General features: G+C 71.1%; 17 protein-coding genes. 11 read left to right on the forward strand and 6 right to left on the reverse strand.

Going from position 1 to position 18,032, the window contains the following annotated elements; all coding sequences use genetic code 11:
* Nucleotides 1-38: 38 nt before the first annotated feature.
* The 3 genes from BFN33_RS35055 to BFN33_RS35065 all read right to left on the reverse strand — a co-directional run bounded on the left by BFN33_RS35055 (nt 39) and on the right by BFN33_RS35065 (nt 2,574).
* Nucleotides 39-239 (reverse strand): AlpA family transcriptional regulator, encoded by a 201-nt coding sequence (locus BFN33_RS35055; protein WP_030600956.1) that lies wholly within the window; start codon nt 237-239, stop codon nt 39-41.
* A 395-nt stretch (nt 240-634) separates the two neighbouring features.
* A complete protein-coding gene (locus BFN33_RS35060) occupies nt 635-1,495 on the reverse strand; it encodes a helix-turn-helix domain-containing protein (RefSeq protein WP_256122935.1) in 861 nt (286 codons plus the stop codon).
* A gap of 161 nt (nt 1,496-1,656) precedes the next feature.
* Entirely contained in the window at nt 1,657-2,574 is a 918-nt protein-coding gene (locus BFN33_RS35065; protein ID WP_069764303.1) for a sugar phosphate isomerase/epimerase, read from the reverse strand.
* Nucleotides 2,575-2,705: 131 nt separating this feature from the next.
* Here BFN33_RS35065 and iolC point away from each other — a divergent pair, with 131 nt between their 5' ends.
* From iolC to BFN33_RS35105, 8 genes are all read left to right on the forward strand, one after another.
* A complete protein-coding gene (gene iolC, locus BFN33_RS35070) occupies nt 2,706-3,656 on the forward strand; it encodes a 5-dehydro-2-deoxygluconokinase (protein WP_069764223.1) in 951 nt (316 codons plus the stop codon).
* On the forward strand, nt 3,653-4,534 hold the full coding sequence (locus tag BFN33_RS35075) for a deoxyribose-phosphate aldolase (RefSeq protein WP_069764224.1): 882 nt from the start codon (nt 3,653-3,655) through the stop codon (nt 4,532-4,534). The genes iolC and BFN33_RS35075 overlap by 4 nt, the downstream gene beginning before the upstream one ends.
* Nucleotides 4,535-4,544: 10 nt before the next feature.
* Entirely contained in the window at nt 4,545-5,360 is an 816-nt protein-coding gene (iolB, locus tag BFN33_RS35080) for a 5-deoxy-glucuronate isomerase (RefSeq protein ID WP_069764225.1), read from the forward strand.
* Nucleotides 5,357-7,234: a 3D-(3,5/4)-trihydroxycyclohexane-1,2-dione acylhydrolase (decyclizing) gene (gene iolD, locus BFN33_RS35085; RefSeq protein ID WP_069764226.1), complete on the forward strand. Its 1,878-nt coding sequence runs from the start codon at nt 5,357-5,359 to the stop codon at nt 7,232-7,234. The genes iolB and iolD overlap by 4 nt, the downstream gene beginning before the upstream one ends.
* Before the next feature lie 16 nt (nt 7,235-7,250).
* Complete coding sequence (mmsA, locus tag BFN33_RS35090; RefSeq protein WP_069764227.1) at nt 7,251-8,753, forward strand: CoA-acylating methylmalonate-semialdehyde dehydrogenase; 1,503 nt, start codon at nt 7,251-7,253, stop codon at nt 8,751-8,753.
* Between the two features lie 178 nt (nt 8,754-8,931).
* Entirely contained in the window at nt 8,932-11,580 is a 2,649-nt protein-coding gene (locus BFN33_RS35095) for an alpha/beta fold hydrolase (RefSeq protein ID WP_069764228.1), read from the forward strand.
* Complete coding sequence (locus BFN33_RS35100; RefSeq protein ID WP_069764229.1) at nt 11,577-12,443, forward strand: ABC transporter permease; 867 nt, start codon at nt 11,577-11,579, stop codon at nt 12,441-12,443. Before BFN33_RS35095 ends, BFN33_RS35100 begins: the two co-directional genes overlap by 4 nt.
* 146 nt (nt 12,444-12,589) lie before the next feature.
* Entirely contained in the window at nt 12,590-14,107 is a 1,518-nt protein-coding gene (locus tag BFN33_RS35105; RefSeq protein WP_069764230.1) for a VWA domain-containing protein, read from the forward strand.
* A 26-nt stretch (nt 14,108-14,133) separates the two neighbouring features.
* Here BFN33_RS35105 and BFN33_RS35110 read toward each other — a convergent pair whose 3' ends face one another.
* From BFN33_RS35110 to BFN33_RS35120, 3 genes are all read right to left on the reverse strand, one after another.
* A complete protein-coding gene (locus BFN33_RS35110; RefSeq protein ID WP_256122936.1) occupies nt 14,134-14,829 on the reverse strand; it encodes a chaplin family protein in 696 nt (231 codons plus the stop codon).
* 230 nt (nt 14,830-15,059) lie between these two features.
* Nucleotides 15,060-15,335 (reverse strand): hypothetical protein, encoded by a 276-nt coding sequence (locus BFN33_RS35115; RefSeq protein ID WP_069764232.1) that lies wholly within the window; start codon nt 15,333-15,335, stop codon nt 15,060-15,062.
* A gap of 75 nt (nt 15,336-15,410) precedes the next feature.
* Entirely contained in the window at nt 15,411-16,124 is a 714-nt protein-coding gene (locus BFN33_RS35120; protein ID WP_069764233.1) for a hypothetical protein, read from the reverse strand.
* 465 nt (nt 16,125-16,589) lie between these two features.
* On the opposite strand from BFN33_RS35120, the gene BFN33_RS35125 reads away from it, so the two are divergent.
* The 3 genes from BFN33_RS35125 to BFN33_RS35135 all read left to right on the forward strand — a co-directional run bounded on the left by BFN33_RS35125 (nt 16,590) and on the right by BFN33_RS35135 (nt 17,983).
* Complete coding sequence (locus BFN33_RS35125) at nt 16,590-17,108, forward strand: hypothetical protein (protein WP_069764234.1); 519 nt, start codon at nt 16,590-16,592, stop codon at nt 17,106-17,108.
* 155 nt (nt 17,109-17,263) lie between these two features.
* Entirely contained in the window at nt 17,264-17,548 is a 285-nt protein-coding gene (locus tag BFN33_RS35130; protein ID WP_062049489.1) for a hypothetical protein, read from the forward strand.
* A 144-nt stretch (nt 17,549-17,692) separates the two neighbouring features.
* Nucleotides 17,693-17,983, forward strand: coding sequence for a hypothetical protein (locus BFN33_RS35135; RefSeq protein ID WP_069764235.1), 291 nt, complete (start codon nt 17,693-17,695; stop codon nt 17,981-17,983).
* Nucleotides 17,984-18,032 lie beyond the last annotated feature (49 nt).

Below are 18,032 nucleotides of genomic sequence, written 5' to 3' on the forward strand. Positions count from 1 at the left end.
AGGACGCGGGCAACCGACGTCACCGCGCGAGCCGGGCCTCAGTCCTCTCTCCGCCCCCGGTTGCCCGGTCGGGACGCGACCCACGCGCGCACGGTGTCCGCGAACCAGAAGGGCTTGCCGCCCTCGACGTGATCGGGTGGCGGCAGCAGCCCGTGCTTGCGGTACGACCGCACGGTGTCCGGCTGCACACGGATGTGCGCCGCGATCTCCTTGTACGACCAGAGCCTTCGGTCGGTCATGTCGTGCACCTCCCCGCGCGCACCGCGGCAGCGGCCGGGAAAGGCCGTCGGGGGGACCGGGCGCTGCGCTGGCGATCACAAATCCTGCGCCCGGTGAACGACGCGCGGTGACTTTCGGTCAGCGCCTGTATGCCTGGTGTGACACCCGGCTCGCGTACACGGGACATGTATGACACGGAGGGGACGTTTGTGACAGAGGTGACGCAAAGGCGTACGCGGGCGCGAGGGCGTGGCGCGTTGACACCGGGGGCCGTCCCGGACGACTGCGCCCTCCGAAGACACGGCCGGCGCCACTGACATCGCCAGGGTGGGCCGGACCCGCTGCGCCGGGCCCGACCCACCGGCTCCCCCCGGCCATCCCCCGGATCGACCGGCCGGACGCGCACAGCGTGCAGTCAGGTGGTCCCGTGGGTCTTGGAGAAATCCGCACTTCGCCAGGAAGCATCGGCTGCAGCAGGCGCACCTGAGGCACCGGTCGTCCCGGACGCGAGGATCAGGCTCGTCGCCTCGCCGTCCATCCGGTCCCCGGGCGGCGCGACGGCGAAGGGCAGCCGCCGGGCCGTCGTGAACTCCCGGGGCGTGCACCCGGTCATCGCCTTGAACTCGCCGCTCAGATGCGCCTGGTCGTAGAACCCGCAGGCCGCCGCGGTCTCCGCCTGTCCACGCCCCGCGTCGAGCAGCCGCCGGGCCCGCTGCAACCGCAGCACCCTCGCCGCCGCCTTGGGCCCCAGTCCGATCTGTTCCCGGAACCGGTTCTCCAACTGCCGCACGCTCCAGCCCACCTCCTCGGCGAGCCGTCGCACCGGCATGGCACCACCCGTCCGCACGAGCTCCGACCAGGCCCGCACCACCCGGGCCGAACAGGGCGTACCGGCGTCCCACCACCGCGCGAACACGTCGTCCAGCAACCGGAAGCGCTCCTCCCAGGAGGGCAGCACGGCCAGTGACACGGCGAGTTCACCGACCCGCCGGTCCAGGGTGTGCGGCAGCGCGTCGGGATCGACCACCCGATCGGCGAGCTCGTACTGCGGGGTCCCGAACAGCGTGAACGCGGCCCAGGGCGTGAGCATCACCTCGATGCCGGACAGCCGGCCGCCGTGTTCACCGACGGCGGCTGTGGTGGTGGGCCCGCAGAAGACGGAGACGAGGGTCTCCGGGGCCCGTCCCGCGCGCGTGATGCAAACGGGCTGCTCGAACCCCAACAGCAGCGTGGCGGCCCCGACGGGCGTTTCGAGGCGCCGCCGCGGCCGGTCCATCGCCAGCCGAATCCCGCGATAGCTCAACACCCCGGGCCGCAGCCGAGGATGAGGCGCCCCGAGGGCGAACTCCCACAACCCACCGGACCCACGTCCGGTACGGACCAATACCATCGCCCCAGCTTCACAGCCCAGGGGCCACAGCAACACCCTTGGGGGCGCTACGCCCCGCAGGACCGCAGGAACGCCCTGGTGCGCTGAGCGATCGGCAACGGCCGATCCGGCTCGCACGGGTACATGTCCTGCTCGACGATGGCGAACAGATCGACGTCCAGCCGCCCCGCCGCCTCCAGCACGGGCCCGAGCGCCGGCACACCCGAAGGCGGCTCGCACATCACACCCTGCGCCACCGCGGGCCCGAACGGCGTCCCCTTGGCCCGTACGTCCGCGAGGATCTCCGGATCCACCTGCTTGAGGTGCAGATACCCGATCCGCGACCCGTACGTCTCGATCAGCTTGACGCTGTCGCCGCCGCAGTACGCGTAGTGCCCGGTGTCCAGGCACAGCGACACCAGGGAGGAGTCCGTCCCGTCGAGGAACCGGACGACGTTCTCCTCGCTGTCGATGTGGGTGTCCGCATGCGGGTGGACGACGATCTGGAGGCCGTACTCCTCCCGCACCCGCTGTCCCAGCCGCTCGGTCAGCGAGGTCAGGTTCCGCCACTGCTCGGGCGTCAGCGAGGACGACTCCAGCACCTCCCCCGTCTTGTCGTCCCGCCAGAACGACGGAATCACGACCAGGTGCCTGGCACCCATCGCCTGCGCCAGCACCGCGTTGTCCGCGACATGCGCCCAGGTCTTCTCCCACACGGCCTCGCCGTGGTGCAGGCCGGTGAAGACGGTGCCCGCGGACACCTTCAGGCCGCGCCGGGACACCTCCTCGGTCAGGACCGTGGGATCGGTCGGCAGATACCCGTACGGCCCCAGCTCGATCCACTCGTAACCGGAGTCCGCGACCTCGTCGAGGAAGCGCTGCCAGGGGACCTGCTGGGGGTCGTCGGGGAACCACACGCCCCAGGAGTCGGGAGCCGAGCCGATCCGGATGCGGGACAGTGAGGGCTGAGATGCGGGCGCTGTCATGCCGGTCAGCTTCGGTTCGCACAGCAAGCGCTGTCAAGGTCTCGTCCGAATGTCTGGACAAAACATTGACAGGGCGCGGCGTCCGGGACTACAAACGCCGGGAGAGCCGACGCAGGTACGAAGGGAAGCCGATGGCGTACGACCTGATCACCATGGGGCGGATCGGTGTGGACCTGTATCCACTCCAGACCGGTGTCCCGCTGCCGCAGGTGACGTCCTTCGGCAAGTTCCTCGGAGGATCGGCGACCAATGTCGCGGTCGCCGCGGCCCGCCTGGGACGGCGGACCGCAGTGATCACCCGCACCGGCGACGACCCCTTCGGCACCTATCTGCACGAGGCCCTCCAGGGCTTCGGCGTGGACGACCGCTGGGTCACCCCGGTCCCGGGGCTGCCGACCCCCGTCACCTTCTGCGAGATCTTCCCGCCGGACGACTTCCCGCTGTACTTCTACCGGCAGCCCAAGGCCCCCGACCTGGAGATCGACGCCCACGAGCTGGACCTCGACGCGATCCGTGAGGCGAGCATCTTCTGGATCACCGGCACCGGCCTGAGCGAGGAGCCCAGTCGTACGGCGACACTGGCGGCCCTCGCCCACCGCGCGAAGGCGGGCACCACCGTCTTCGACCTGGACTGGCGCCCGATGTTCTGGTCGGACCCGCAGTCCGCCCGCCCGTTCTACGAAGAGGCCCTGCGCCACACCACCGTCGCCGTCGGAAACCTCGACGAGGTCGAGGTCGCGACCGGCGTACGCGAGCCGCACGCCGCCGCCCGCGCCCTCCTGGACGCCGGTGTCGAACTGGCGGTCGTCAAGCAGGGCCCCAAGGGCGTCCTCGCCGTCAACAGCAAGGGCGAGTCCGCCGAGGTCCCGCCCCTGCCCGTGAACGTCCTCAACGGCCTCGGGGCCGGTGACGCCTTCGGCGGCTCCCTCTGCCACGGCCTGCTCAGCGGCTGGGACCTGGAGAAGATCATGCGGCACGCCAACGCGGCCGGGGCCATCGTCGCCTCCCGTCTGGAGTGCAGCTCGGCGATGCCGACGACCGACGAGATCGACAGCGCAATCGTGGCGGGAGCGGTCAAGTGAGGATCGACATCGCGGAACTCGTCCGCCTGCGTGCCGAACACCCCGAGGCGATCGCCGAGGCGGCCGCCCGCCGCACCCGCAGGCCGCTGCTCAACGACAACGGCCGGCTGATGATCATCGCCGCCGACCACCCCGCCCGGGGCGCGCTCGGCGTCGGTGCCAACCGCATGGCCATGGCCAACCGCGCCGACCTGCTCGAGCGCCTCTGCCTGGCCCTGTCCCGCCCCGGCGTCGACGGCGTCCTCGCCACCGCCGACATCCTGGACGACCTGCTGCTGCTCGGCGCCCTGGACGGCAGGGTCGTCCTGGGCTCCATGAACCGCGGCGGCCTCCAGGGCGCGAGCTTCGAGCTCGACGACCGCTTCACCGGCCACCGCCCCGAGGACATCGAGCGCCTCGGCTTCGACGCCGGCAAACTGCTCCTGCGCATCGACTACGACGACCCGGGCTCCCTCACCACCCTGGAGTCCACGGCCCGCGCCATCGACGACATGGCCGCACGGAAACTCCCCGTGTTCGTCGAGCCGTTCATCAGCGGCCGAACCACCGAGGGCAAGGTCAGGAACGACCTCTCCGCCGAGGCCGTCAGCAAGTCGATCGCCATCGCCTCGGGCCTGGGCGGCAGTTCGGCCTACACCTGGCTCAAGGTCCCGGTCACCGACAACCCCGACGACATGGGCGAGGTCATGGCGACCTCCACGCTCCCCGCCGTACTGCTCGGCGGCGAGGTCGGGGACGACCAGGACGGCGCGTACGAGAAGTGGCGCGGCGCCCTCCAACTCCCCACCGTGCGCGGCCTCGTGGTCGGCCGTTCGCTGCTGTACCCGGCGGACGGCGACGTGGCCGCCGCCGTGGACACCGCCGTAGGACTGCTGTGAGGGCCGCCGTATGACACAGAACGAGCTGTACGTCCCCAAGGGCGGCTCCGCCAACGCCCAGTACACGATGGACATCGACCCCAAGCGGGCCGGCTGGACCCACAGCAGCCTGCGCATCGTCGAGCTGGCACCCGGCGGCACCCACACCTTCACCTCCGGTGACAGCGAGTGGATCGTGCTTCCGCTGGAAGGCGCCTGTACGGTCCACATCGGTAACGAGGAATTCCAACTCCTGGGCCGGGAAAGCGTGTTCGCCGGAGTCTCGGACTTCGCGTACGTGCCCCGGGACGCCCAGGCATCGATCGCCTCCGGCGCGGGAGGCCGCTTCGCCCTGGCAGGAGCGAAGTGCGAGCGACGACTCCCCGCCCGCTACGGCCCCGCGCCGGAGGTCCCCGTCGAAGAACGCGGCAGCGGCACCCAGTTGCGGCACGTCCGCAACTTCGCCTCCGCCGACGCCTTCGACTGCGACAAGCTCATCGCCGTCGAGGTGGTCACTCCCGGCGGCAACTGGTCCTCGTATCCGCCGCACAAGCACGACGAGAACCGGCCCGGCGTGGAAGCCGAGCTGGAGGAGATCTACTACTTCGAGATCGACGGCCCGAACGGTTTCGGCTATCAGCGCGTATCTCCCTCCCGTGAGGGCGGATCCGACGTCCTCGCCGAGGTCCGCTCCGGCGACGCCGTCCTCGTCCCCGACGGATGGCACGGCCCGTCCATCGCCCAGCCCGGCCACGACATGTACTACCTCAACGTCATGGCGGGACCGGGTGAGACGCGGGAGTGGCGGATCTGCTTCCACCCGGACCACACCGAGGGGTACCGATGACGATCCGCCTGACCGTCGCGCAAGCGCTGGTCCGCTTCCTCGCCGCCCAGTACACCGAACGCGACGGCGTACGGCAGCGGTCGATCTCCGCGACCTGGGGCATCTTCGGCCACGGCAATGTCGCGGGCCTCGGCCAGGCGCTCGTCGAGTACGCCGACGACATGCCCTACCACCAGGGCCGCAACGAGCAGTCCATGGTGCACGCGGCCGTGGGCTACGCACGTCAGTCGAACCGCCTCTCCACCCACGCGGTGACCACCTCCATCGGCCCGGGCGCCACCAACCTGGTGACGGGCGCGGCCCTCGCGACCGTCAACCACCTCCCGGTCCTGCTGCTGCCCGGCGACACCTTCGCCACCCGGGTCGCCGACCCGGTCCTCCAGCAGCTCGAAGTGCCGTACGCCGGCGACATCAGCGTCAACGACTGTCTGCGGCCCGTGTCGAGGTACTTCGACCGCGTCACGCGCCCGGAAGCCCTGATCCCGGCCGCCCTCCAGGCGATGCGGGTCCTCACCGACCCCGTCGAGACCGGCGCCGTGACCCTCGCCCTCCCGCAGGACGTCCAGGCCGAGGCCCACGACTGGCCGGACGAGTTCTTCGCCGAGCGCACCTGGACCGTACGCCGGCCGGGCGCCGACCCCACCGAACTCGCGGAGGCCGTGCGGGCGATCAGGTCGGCCCAGCGCCCCCTGCTCGTCGCCGGCGGCGGAGTCCACCACAGCCGCGCCGAGGAGGCCCTCGCCGAGTTCGCGAGCGCCACCGGCATCCCGGTCGCCTCCACCCAGGCCGGCAAGGGCTCCCTGCGCCACGACCACCCCCAGGACGTCGGCGGCATCGGCCACACCGGCACCGCCACCGCCAACGAACTGGCCCGCCAGGCCGACCTGGTGATAGGCGTCGGCACCCGCTACACGGACTTCACCACGGCCTCCGGCACCCTGTTCGCCGCCGACGGCGTCCGCTTCCTCAACCTCAACATCGCGCCCTACGACGGCCACAAGCTCGCCGGTACGCCCCTGGTCGCGGACGCCCGCAGCGCCCTGACGGAGCTCACCGAGGCACTCCAGCTGCACGCCCACCGGGTCACGGGCACGTACGTCGACGAGTACACGCTCGACAAGGAGCGCTGGGAGCAGCGCGTCGACGCCTGCTACGAGGCCGACGAGCCCGACATCCGGCCGACCCAGCCGCAGGTCCTCGGCGCCCTGGACGCCCTGGTGGACGAGTCCGACGTGATCATCAACGCGGCCGGCTCCCTCCCGGGCGACCTGCACAAGCTGTGGCGCGCCCGGTCCAGGGACCAGTACCACCTGGAGTACGGCTACTCCTGCATGGGCTACGAGATCCCGGCCGCGATCGGTGTCAAGATGGCCGCGCCCGACCGCAACGTCTGGGCGCTGGTCGGCGACGGAACGTACCTGATGATGCCGACGGAGATCGTCACGGCCGTGCAGGAGGGCATCGCGATCAAGCTGCTCCTGATCCAGAACCACGGCTACGCCTCCATCGGCGGCCTGTCCGAGACGGTCGGCGGCGAGCGATTCGGAACCGCCTACCGCTACCAGTCCGAGGACGGCACCTACACGGGCGCCCCGCTGCCCGTGGACCTGGCCGCCAACGTGGCCAGTCTCGGTATGCGCGTGCTGCGCGCGAAGACCGTACGAGACCTCCGCGCCGCCCTCGAGGAGGCGCGGGCCGCCGACACTCCCACATGTGTCTACGTCGAGACCGAAACGGCAGACACAGTGTCGGGCCCGCCTCCGGCGCAGGCCTGGTGGGATGTACCTGTGGCCGAAACCGCGACTCGACCGTCCGCGGTGAAGGCCCGAGAGCTGTACGAACGGCACGTCTCAACCCGACGCCGCCATCTGTGAAAAGGAGTACCCGGTCATGACGAAGATCGTCAACCACTGGATCGGCGGCAAGACCGTCGAAGGCGCGTCGGGGAACTACGGGCCGGTCACCGACCCGGCGACCGGCGCGGTCACCACCAAGGTCGCGTTCGCCTCCGTCGACGAGGTCGACGCCGCGGTCGCCGCCGCCAAGGACGCGTTCGCGACCTGGGGCACCTCCTCGCTCGCCAAGCGCACCACGATCCTGTTCCGCTTCCGGGCGCTGCTCGAGGCGAACCGGGACGCGATCGCCGAGCTGATCACCGCCGAGCACGGCAAGGTGCACAGCGACGCCCTCGGTGAGGTCGCGCGCGGCCTGGAGATCGTGGACCTGGCGTGCGGGATCACCGTGCAGCTGAAGGGTGAGCTGTCGACCGAGGTCGCCAGCCGCGTGGACGTGGCCTCCATCCGCCAGCCGCTCGGTGTCGTCGCGGGCATCACGCCGTTCAACTTCCCGGCGATGGTCCCGATGTGGATGTTCCCGATCGCCATCGCGACCGGCAACACCTTCGTCCTCAAGCCGTCCGAGAAGGACCCGTCGGCCTCCCTCAAGATCGCCGAGCTGCTGGCCGAGGCCGGTCTGCCCGACGGCGTCTTCAACGTCGTGCACGGTGACAAGGTGGCCGTCGACCGCCTCCTGGAGCACCCGGACGTCAAGGCCGTCTCCTTCGTCGGCTCGACCCCGATCGCCCGCTACATCCACACCACCGCCTCCGCGAACGGCAAGCGCGTCCAGGCCCTGGGCGGCGCCAAGAACCACATGCTGGTGCTGCCGGACGCCGACCTGGACGCGGCCGCCGACGCCGCCGTCTCCGCCGCCTACGGCTCCGCGGGCGAGCGCTGCATGGCCATCTCCGCGGTCGTCGCCGTCGGGTCCATCGGTGACCAGCTGGTCGACAAGATCCGCGAGCGCGCCGAGAAGATCAAGATCGGCCCCGGCAACGACCCGGCCTCCGAGATGGGCCCGCTCATCACCAAGGTGCACCGCGACAAGGTGGCGTCCTACGTCACCGGCGCGGCCGCCGAGGGCTGCGAGGTCGTCCTGGACGGCTCCGGCTTCACGGTCGAGGGCTTCGAGGACGGCCACTGGATCGGCATCTCGCTCCTCGACAAGGTCCCCACCACGGCGAAGGCCTACCAGGACGAGATCTTCGGCCCGGTGCTGACCGTGCTGCGCGTCGACACCTACGACGACGGCATCGCCCTCATCAACGCCTCGCCGTTCGGCAACGGCACCGCGATCTTCACCCGGGACGGCGGCGCCGCCCGCCGCTTCCAGCTGGAGGTCGAGGCCGGCATGGTCGGCGTGAACGTCCCGATCCCGGTCCCCGTCGGCTACCACTCCTTCGGTGGCTGGAAGGACTCGCTCTTCGGCGACCACCACATCTACGGCAACGACGGCACGCACTTCTACACCCGCGGCAAGGTCGTCACCACCCGCTGGCCCGACCCGGCCGACGCCCCGGCGGGCGTCGACCTGGGCTTCCCGCGCAACCACTGAGCGCGTACGGCGCCCCGACCCTCCGCTTGGGCCGGAGAGTCGGGGCGCCGTCGTGTCACCGGCCGTCGGCCGTACCGCGAACGCGGTACACGACGACGCCGTCTACCCCCACGGGATGGCCCCCGGTTCACCCCCCGGTCGGCGACTCACCGACCTTTTCACCCCGTACCGTTGACACATGGATCTTCGACTGCCGCCGCTGCGTGACCTACGACGGCGGCCACGACGGCTCGCCGCCGCCGTGGCCGCCGTCGTCGTGCTCGCCGGTGCCGGGACATGGACGGCCGTGGCCGACGACAAGCCGGCCCCGGTGCACCGGGAGGACCAGCTCATGGCCCTCGACGGCGTCCGCATCGACACCTCGTACTTCACCTCGTCCGACGCCGGACGCCGCCCCGCCGTCCTGCTCGCGCACGGCTTCGGCGGCAGCAAGGACGACGTGCGGCAACAGGCCGAGAACCTGGCCCGGGACGGGTACGCGGTACTGACCTGGTCGGCGCGCAGTTTCGGCAGGTCCACCGGGAAGATCGGCCTGAACGACCCGAAGGGCGAGGTCCAGGACGTCAGGAAGCTGATCGACTGGCTCGCCCGGCAGCCCGAGGTCCAGCTCGACAAACCCGGCGACCCCCGCGTCGGCGTCGCGGGCGCCTCGTACGGCGGCGCGATCTCCCTGCTCGCCGCCGGCTACGACGACCGCGTGGACGCCATCGCCCCGGCGATCACCTACTGGAACCTCAGCGACGCGCTCTTCCCGAACGGCGTGTTCAAGAAGCTCTGGGCGGGCATCTTCGTCAACTCCGGCGGCGGCTGCGCCAAGTTCGAGCCGCAGCTGTGCCGGATGTACGAGCGGGTCGCCGAGTCCGGCACCCCGGACGCGCAGGCCGAAAAGCTGCTGGACGAGCGGTCGCCGTCGGCCGTCGGCGACCGCATCAAGGTGCCCACCCTGCTGCTGCAGGGCCAGACCGACTCCCTCTTCCCGCTCGGCCAGGCCGACGCCGCGGCGAAGGCGATCCGCGCCAACGGCGCCCCCGTCGACGTCGACTGGATCGCGGGTGGACACGACGGCGGCGACATGGAGACCGGCCGGGTCCAGGCCCGGGTCGCTTCCTGGTTCGACCGCTACCTCAAGGACGACAAGGGCGCCGACACCGGCCCCGGCTTCCGCGTCACCCGCACCCTCGACTCCGGCACCGGCGACGGCGAGACCCGGCTGAGCGGCGTGGACGCCGACACCTACCCCGGCCTGGAGGGCGACCCGCGCCCGATCGCCCTCGCCGGACGCGAGCAGTCCTTCGAGAACCCGGCCGGCTCCAGCCCACCCGCCGTCTCCGCCCTGCCCGGCATCGGCGGCGCCGGCGGCCTCGCCCAGCTCTCCACGCTCGGCGTCGGGATCTCCCTCGACTTCCCCGGCCAGTACGCCGGCTTCGAGTCCGCCCCCGTCAAGGACGACCTGCGGATCACCGGGTCCCCGACGGTCACCGTCCACGTGAAGTCGACGAGCGACGACGCGGTCCTCTTCGCCAAGGTGTACGACGTCGGCCCCGGCCGCGGACAGCAGGTGCTGCCCTCCCAACTGGTCGAGCCCCTGCGCGTCGAGGACGCCAAGGCCGGCAAGGACGTCACCCTCACCCTCCCGGCGATCGACCACGAGGTGCAGGACGGCCACCGGCTGCGCCTGGTCCTCGCCTCCACCGACCTCGGCTACGCCTCACCGGCCGCCCCGGCGACGTACACGGTCTCCCTCAAGGGCGACCTGTTGGTGCCGACCACCCTCGCCGGCAGCGACGCGCCCGCACCGCTGCCCTCGTGGGTGTGGTGGCTGCCCCTGGCCGGCGCGGTGACCGCGCTCGCCCTCCTCCTGACGGCGAGGCGCCGCACCACGGCCCCCGCCCCCGACCCCGGCCTCGCCGAGGTCCCCCTCCAGATAAGGGATCTCAGCAAGCGGTACGCGAAGTCCGCCGACCGGTACGCGGTCCGCGACCTGTCCTTCCGGGTAGAGAAGGGCCAGGTCCTCGGCCTGCTCGGCCCGAACGGCGCGGGCAAGACGACCACCCTGCGCATGCTGATGGGCCTGATCACACCGGACGGCGGCGAGATCCGCGTCTTCGGCCACGCCATCGCGCCCGGCGCCCCCGTGCTGTCCCGCGTCGGCGCCTTCGTCGAGGGCGCCGGCTTCCTGCCGCACCTGTCCGGCCGGGAGAACCTCGAGCTGTACTGGCGGGCCACCGGCCGCCCGCCCCAGGACGCCCACCTGGACGAGGCCCTGGAGATCGCCGGCCTCGGCACCGCCCTGGAGCGCGCGGTCCGCACCTACTCGCAGGGCATGCGCCAGCGCCTCGCCATCGCCCAGGCCATGCTCGGCCTGCCCGACCTGCTGATACTGGACGAGCCGACCAACGGACTCGACCCGCCGCAGATTCGCGAGATGCGCGAGGTGATGATCCGCTACGCGGCGGCCGGCCGCACGGTGATCGTCTCCAGCCACATGCTGTCCGAGGTCGAACAGTCCTGCACCCACCTGGTGGTGATGGACCACGGACAGCTCGTCCAGGCGGGCCCGGTCGGCGAGATCATCGGCTCCGGCGACACCCTGCTGGTCGGCACGGCCGGCCCGGTCGACGAACCCCTCGTCGAGAAGGTCGCCGCCCTGCCCGGCGTGGCCTCGGCGGTCCGTACCGACGGCGGGCTGGTGGTCCGCCTCGACGCCGACGGCAGCGCCCGGCGCCTGGTCGCCGAACTCGTCCGGCTGGAGATCCCCGTGGAGGCGGTCGGCCCGCACCGCCGCCTTGAAGACGCCTTCCTCACCCTGATCGGAGACTCCGCATGAGCAGCACGCTGATCGACAGCGCGGAGGTCGCCGAGGGTTATCGCGCCGGCCGCACGCTGCCCCTGAGGGTGGAACTGGTCCGGCAGCTGAAGCGACGCCGCACGATCGTCATGGGCGGGATCCTGTTCGCCCTGCCGTTCGTGCTGCTCATCGCCTTTCAGGTGGGTGGCGGGCCGGGCGGCGGCAACAACCGGGTGAACCTGATGGACACGGCCACCCTGTCCGGCGCGAACTTCGCCGCGGTGAACCTGTTCGCCTCGGCGGGCTTCCTCCTGGTCATCCCCGTGGCCCTGTTCTGCGGGGACACGGTCGCCTCCGAGGCCGGCTGGTCCTCCCTGCGCTACCTGCTGGCGGCGCCCGTGCCCCGGGCCCGGCTGCTGTGGTCCAAGCTGGTCGTCGGACTAGGGCTCAGCCTGGCCGCGATGCTGCTCCTGCCGCTGGTCGCGCTCGCCGTCGGCACGGCGGCCTACGGCTGGGGCCCGCTGGAGCTGCCCACCGGCGGTGAGCTGGCCGCAGGCACCGCGGCACAGCGCCTCCTGGTCACGGTGGCGTACATCTTCGTGTCCCAACTGGTCACCGCCGCCCTGGCGTTCTGGCTGTCCACCAGGACGGACGCCCCGCTGGGCGCGGTCGGCGGCGCGGTCGGCCTGACCATCGTCGGCAACGTGCTCGACCAGGTGACGGCGCTCGGCCACTGGCGGGACTTCCTGCCCTCGCACTGGCAGTACGCCTGGCTCGACGCCGTCCGCCCCCGACTGGAGTGGTCCGACATGATCCAGGGGACGGCCCTGTCGATAACGTACGCCCTCGTGCTGTTCGCGCTGGCCTTCCGCGGTTTCGCCCGCAAGGACGTGGTGTCGTAGGTCACCGGAGGATCACCCACCGGTCTCGAAGGCCGTCGTCCGTGCCCTGTTCGAGATTCATCCGCAACCCCCCGTAGCGCACGTTCCGGCTCCCCGGCCCGTCACAGTCACAGACACGGCGTCAACTGGCCAAGGGGGCACGGACGATGGACCGGCACGGGACACGGCGGCTGCGGGCCGCTCTCCTCGCACTCACCGCCACGGGCGGCCTGCTCCTCACGGGATGCGGGGCGGGCGGCTCGGGCGACAACAGCAGCGCGGACCGGGCGAACGGCGCCAGCGCCTTCCCGGCCCCCGACCACAGCCGGGGAAGCGAACGGGACGACGAGTCCCGCGACACCGCCCCCGACCACCTCTCCACCTTCGCCCTCGACGTCGACACCGCGTCCTACGGCTACGCCCGCCGCACCCTCGCCGACGGACAGCGCCCCGACCCCTCGACGATCCGCCCCGAGGAGTTCGTCAACAGCTTCCGCCAGGACTACGAGCGTCCCGCCGGCAACGGCTTCACGGTGACCGTCGACGGCGCCCGCACCGACGAGAAGGACTGGTCCCTGGTCCGCGTGGGCCTGGCCACCCGCAACGCGCGAGACCAGCACGGCGAACGCCCGCCGGCCGCCCTCACCTTCGTCATCGACATCTCCGGCTCCATGTCCGAACCCGGCCGCCTCGACCTCGCCCAGAAGTCCCTCGGCGTGATGACGGACCGGCTGCGCGACGACGACTCGGTCGCGATCGTCACCTTCAGCGACGAGGCGGAGACCGTCCTGCCGATGACCCGCCTCGACGGCAACCGCGACGAGATCCACGACGCGATCGACAGCCTGGAGCCCACCTTCTCCACCAACCTCGCGGCGGGCGTCGAGACCGGCTACGCCACCGCCGTCAAGGGCCTGCGCGAGGGCGCCACCAACCGGGTCGTCCTCGTCTCCGACGCCCTCGCCAACGACGGCGACACCGACCCCGACGCCATCCTCGACCGCATCGACGGCGCCCGTCGCGAGCACGGCATCACCCTCTTCGGCGTCGGCGTGGGCAGCGACTACGGCGACGCCCTGATGGAACGCCTCGCCGACAAGGGCGACGGCCACACCACATACGTCTCGGACGAGAAGGACGCTCGCGAGGTCTTCTGCGAGCAGCTCCCGCAGAACATCGACCTCACCGCCCGCGACGCCAAGGCCCAGGTCGCCTTCGACCCGGAGACGGTCACGGACTTCCGGCTGGTCGGCTACGACGACCGCCGCGTCGCCGACGACGACTTCCGCGACGACCGCGTCGACGGCGGCGAGGTCGGCCCCGGCCACACCGTCACCGCCCTCTACGCCGTCCGCACCCGGCCGGGCGCGGACGGCCACCTCGCCACCGCCACCGTTCGCTGGCAGGACCCCGAGACCCGCACCCCGCACGAGGAGTCGGGCCAACTGGAGTCGGACACCCTCGCCGACTCCCTGGGCGGCGCGAGCCCGCGCCTCCAGGTCACCGCGGTGGCCGCCTACTTCGCCGACGCCCTCCGCCGGGGCGACGACCGCTGGAGCCCCCTGCCGGGAGCGCCACGCCTTCGCGAACTGGCCGACCGGGCAGACAGGTTGGCGGACATCACGCAGGACCGGGCGGTACGACAGCTCGCCGACACCATCCGGCAGGCGGGACACCTCGAGTGACCGTCCCGCCGGGCAACCGGTCGGCATCACCCCCGGCGGCTGCCCGCGCTCGGACGAGAGCGCCGGTACAGCACCGCTCCGGCGGTCAGGAGAGCCAGGCTCGCCACGCTCGGTACCCAGGGGTTGTCCGCTCCGGTGTGCGCGAGAGTGGCGGCCGCTTCCGGCTGAACGGCGGCGGGGGAACCCTCCGCCGCCGAGTGCGCCTCGACCGGGTGCGACGACTGGTGAGGGACCCGCGGCGTGGACGGTACGGACCGGTCCTCGGACTCGTTGGGACGGTCGACCGGGCCGTTGACCGACTCGTTGCCGAAGGCGGGATTGCCGATACCCACCAGGTTCGCGCTGTTGCCACTGAGGTTCACGGGCAGATCAATCGGAAGCTGGACGTTGTTGCCGGAGACGACGCCCGGCGAGCCGTGGGCGCTGCCCTCGGCAGCGGCCCCGCCCGGCGCCTCGGACGATTTGCCGCCCCTGGCCTTGCCGCCCTCGTTGGCGCAGCGGTTGCCCATGGCGGGGTTGAGGAGGCCGACCACGTTCAGGGTGTTCCCGCACACGTTCACCGGGACGTCCACGGGCAACTGGATGCCGTTGCCGGAGATCAGCCCGGGCGAGCCTTCTGCGGAGCCGTCAGCGGTGGAGTCGGCCTGCGCCGGCCCCGCGACCGCCATCGCGCCGGAGGCGACGGCGACGGCGATCACACTGTTTCGGATAGCCCGTTTCATGGGTCCCTGCCCTTCAGAGATGGCGCGGGCACTCACCCGCACTCGGTGAAACATGCGTGAAACCGTGGAAGTAATGGTTTTTCAGTCTTTTGCCCGGAACGGGGTTGTGTGCGTACACCTGTTGGGGCCCGTTCGCGCGGCAGGCCGCTCCACGGAAAGACCCTCGCCCCGCACCGAGAGCGTCTCGGCGCAGGGGAGGGTCAAGGCCGCCTGCCGGGCGGTGAAGTCGGTCAGAGGGCCTGGTTGTCGCAACCCATGTCCGAACCGAGGTGGCTCTGCTGCGCACCGGGATTGCCCTCGCCGTTCAGCAGGTTGCCCGCCAGGCCGTTGAGGGCGCCGACGCTGCCGAGCACATCGATGTTCATGTCGTGCGAGCGGCACTCGATGCCCTGAGTGATGTCGAAGTCGTTGCCCGGCTCACCGTGTGCCAGGGCGGTACCGGCGCCGAAGGAGCCGACACTGCCGAGGATGGCGCCCACGAGGACTGCCTTGTGGAACGTGCGCATGAAATACTCCATTTCGAGTGGATGGGGTCTGCAACAGATCGAGCTGGGATGCGGTGGACGAGGCGCGGGCGGCCGTCAGCCGAGTCGGGGAAGCCCCAGTTGGCCGACGGGAGGCGCCGCGAGCTGCCCCAGGCCGACCGGAGCCAGCTGCGGCGCGCCCGCCGACGCGAGCTGCGGGTTGATGAGCGGGTTCACCTGCGGGTTGACCTGTGGGTTCACCTGAGGCGTGACAGTCGTCGGCGGCTCCGGCGCGAAGGTCTGGGGAACGGCCAGCTGGGGGGCGACCTGCGGCATCACCTGCGGCATGACCTGGGGCGGCGCGGGCGCGGGTGCCGGTGCGGCCGGTGCCGGCTGCGCGGGTGCCGCCTGCTGCGCGTACGGCGAGGCGGAGGCCTGTGCCGACCCCTGTGACGAGGCGGCGGCGTAACTGGTGTGCTGAGGTGCCTGCTGGTAGACGGGCGCCGGGGCGGCCTGCGGTGCCTGCTGGTAGACGGGTGCGGGCGCGGCCTGGGGGGCCTGCTGGACGGGCGCGGGTGCGGGCGCGGCCTGCGGTGCCTGCTGGGGTGCGGGCGCCGGGGCGGCCTGCGGCGCCTGCTGGTAGACGGGTGCAGGCGCGGCCTGCGGTGCCGACTGGTAGGCGGGCGCCGGGGCGGCCTGCGAAGCCGGGTTGTCGGGAGCCGGTGCCGGCGGGGGAGTGATGGGAGAGTCGGCATGGCTGATGCCGGTGCCCATGGCGGACAGACCGCTGGCCGCTGCTACTAGGAGCACGGCCTTGTGAAGCTTGCGCATGAAACTCTCGGCCCTTCATACCTGAATAGGGAAGTCCATTGCATTGAGTGCGGTCACGCGTGCAGTCGGTGCGTTGCTCCCAACTGCACGGTCGGCAACGGTGATCCCGAGTGGCACGCGGACTTCGCATCAAAGCCGGCAGCGACTCGCCTCACCCACTTCAGGTCCACGACCGCTGCCCTCTCCCGGTTGGAACGAGGACGCCTGGCCGTGGTCACGGAATCCCACGGCCCGTCACCCGTTTGCCGCTTGGGGGGCGCGTGTCGCAACCCGTACGCCGTTTGCGGCAAATGGGTGACCACGCCCCGGCGCCCGTATCTGCGTCTCTTCTCGTTTCGTTCCCCACGGGGCAAGGACGCTGGTCCATCGCAGTCACTCAGGGCAGTGGGAACAGCTGCAACTGCGCTGCCGTATCAGCGTTTCCCCAGATTTTCGTGCACAGGTCAATGAAGGGCCGAGAATTCAATGCGCAAGCTCCAGCAAATCGCGCTCGTCGTCGCAGCGGCCGGCGGACTGACCGCCGTCGGGGCAGGATCGAGCTCTGCCGTCACCCCCGTCGCCCTCAACGGGGCTGTGCCGCCTCCCGTTTCGCAGCCGGACGCCCAGGCCGCCACGGCCACGTCCGCTCAGGCGACCACGCAGAGCTACGGCACGCCGACCGCTCAGCAGCCGGCCCCGCAGCAGTCGGCCGCGCAGCGCGGCACCCAGGTTGCACCGCAGCTCAACCCCCAGCTCAACCCGCAGATCAACCCTCAACTCTCCTCCCCGGCCCCGCAGACGGCGCAGACCGGGCGCATGGCGCAGAGTGTCGCGCCGGCCCAGAACAACCTGTTCCGGCCGGCCCAGGAGTGCAGCCCGCAGTCCCTGCTCGACGCGAACGTCCCGGTCGCGGTGCTCGCCGCCTCCCAGACCCGGGGCATCGAATGCACCCAGGCCAACAGCCAGTCGAACGCCCTCTCCAGCGCCCTCGCCAACGCGCGCTAGCTCTGCGCACGCGATACGACTTTGGGGTGTTTTCGCGCCGAGATCACGAAATCGGCGCGCCTCTGACCGTTTTGAGATACTTCGCACTAATCTCTTGTAACTGTAAGGAGTCGATCTGTTACAGATCGCACCCATTCACTCTCACCGGAGATGACATGCGCAAGCTTCGCAACGTTGCCGTCCTGGTCGTTGCCCTCGGCAGCATCGGCCTCGTGGGTGGCACCGCCCACGCTGACGGTCATGGCGGGAAGGACGGCGGGGACAAGTTCAAGATCACGCAGAGCTCCAGCTGCCGCTCGCACGACCTGAACCTTGACGTCCTCGGCGAGGTCAACCTCCTCGGCGGCGTGCTGGGCAACGCCCTCAACGGCGAGGGCAACCCGGGTGCTCAGTCCACCGACATCGGCTCCACGATGGGCTGCAACAACAGCGCCTTCTGAGGTTCTGACCGGCGCCCAGGCGCCGAACTCCGCGAATGGTCCCGGCGCAGGGCCGGGACCATTCGCGTGCCGCCAGGCCTGCCAGGCGGCGATGGTTTCGTCGATCAACACGGATCGCGTCCACCTCACTTCACCGGAGATGACATGCGCAAGCTCCGCACGGCTGCCGTCCTCCTCGCCGCATTCGGGAGCATCGGTCTCCTGGGTGCCGGCACCGCCCACGCCGACCAGGGTGGGCACAAGGGCGGTGGCGACACTTTCGACATCATGCAGACCAGCAATTGCACGTCGCACGACACCAACGTCGACATCCTCGGCGAGGTCGGCATCGGCAACGGCCTGGGCGGCAACCTCCTGAACGGCGAGGGCAACCCGGGCGCCATGAAGACGTCCATGGGCTCGAGCATGGGCTGCAGCAACACGGTCGGCAAGTAAGACCCACTCTCTCCCCGGTGCCCCGAATCGCTGACGGGGTACCGGGGAT

This window comes from Streptomyces sp. LUP47B (genome assembly GCF_001746295.1).
Taxonomy (GTDB): Bacteria; Actinomycetota; Actinomycetes; order Streptomycetales; family Streptomycetaceae; genus Streptomyces.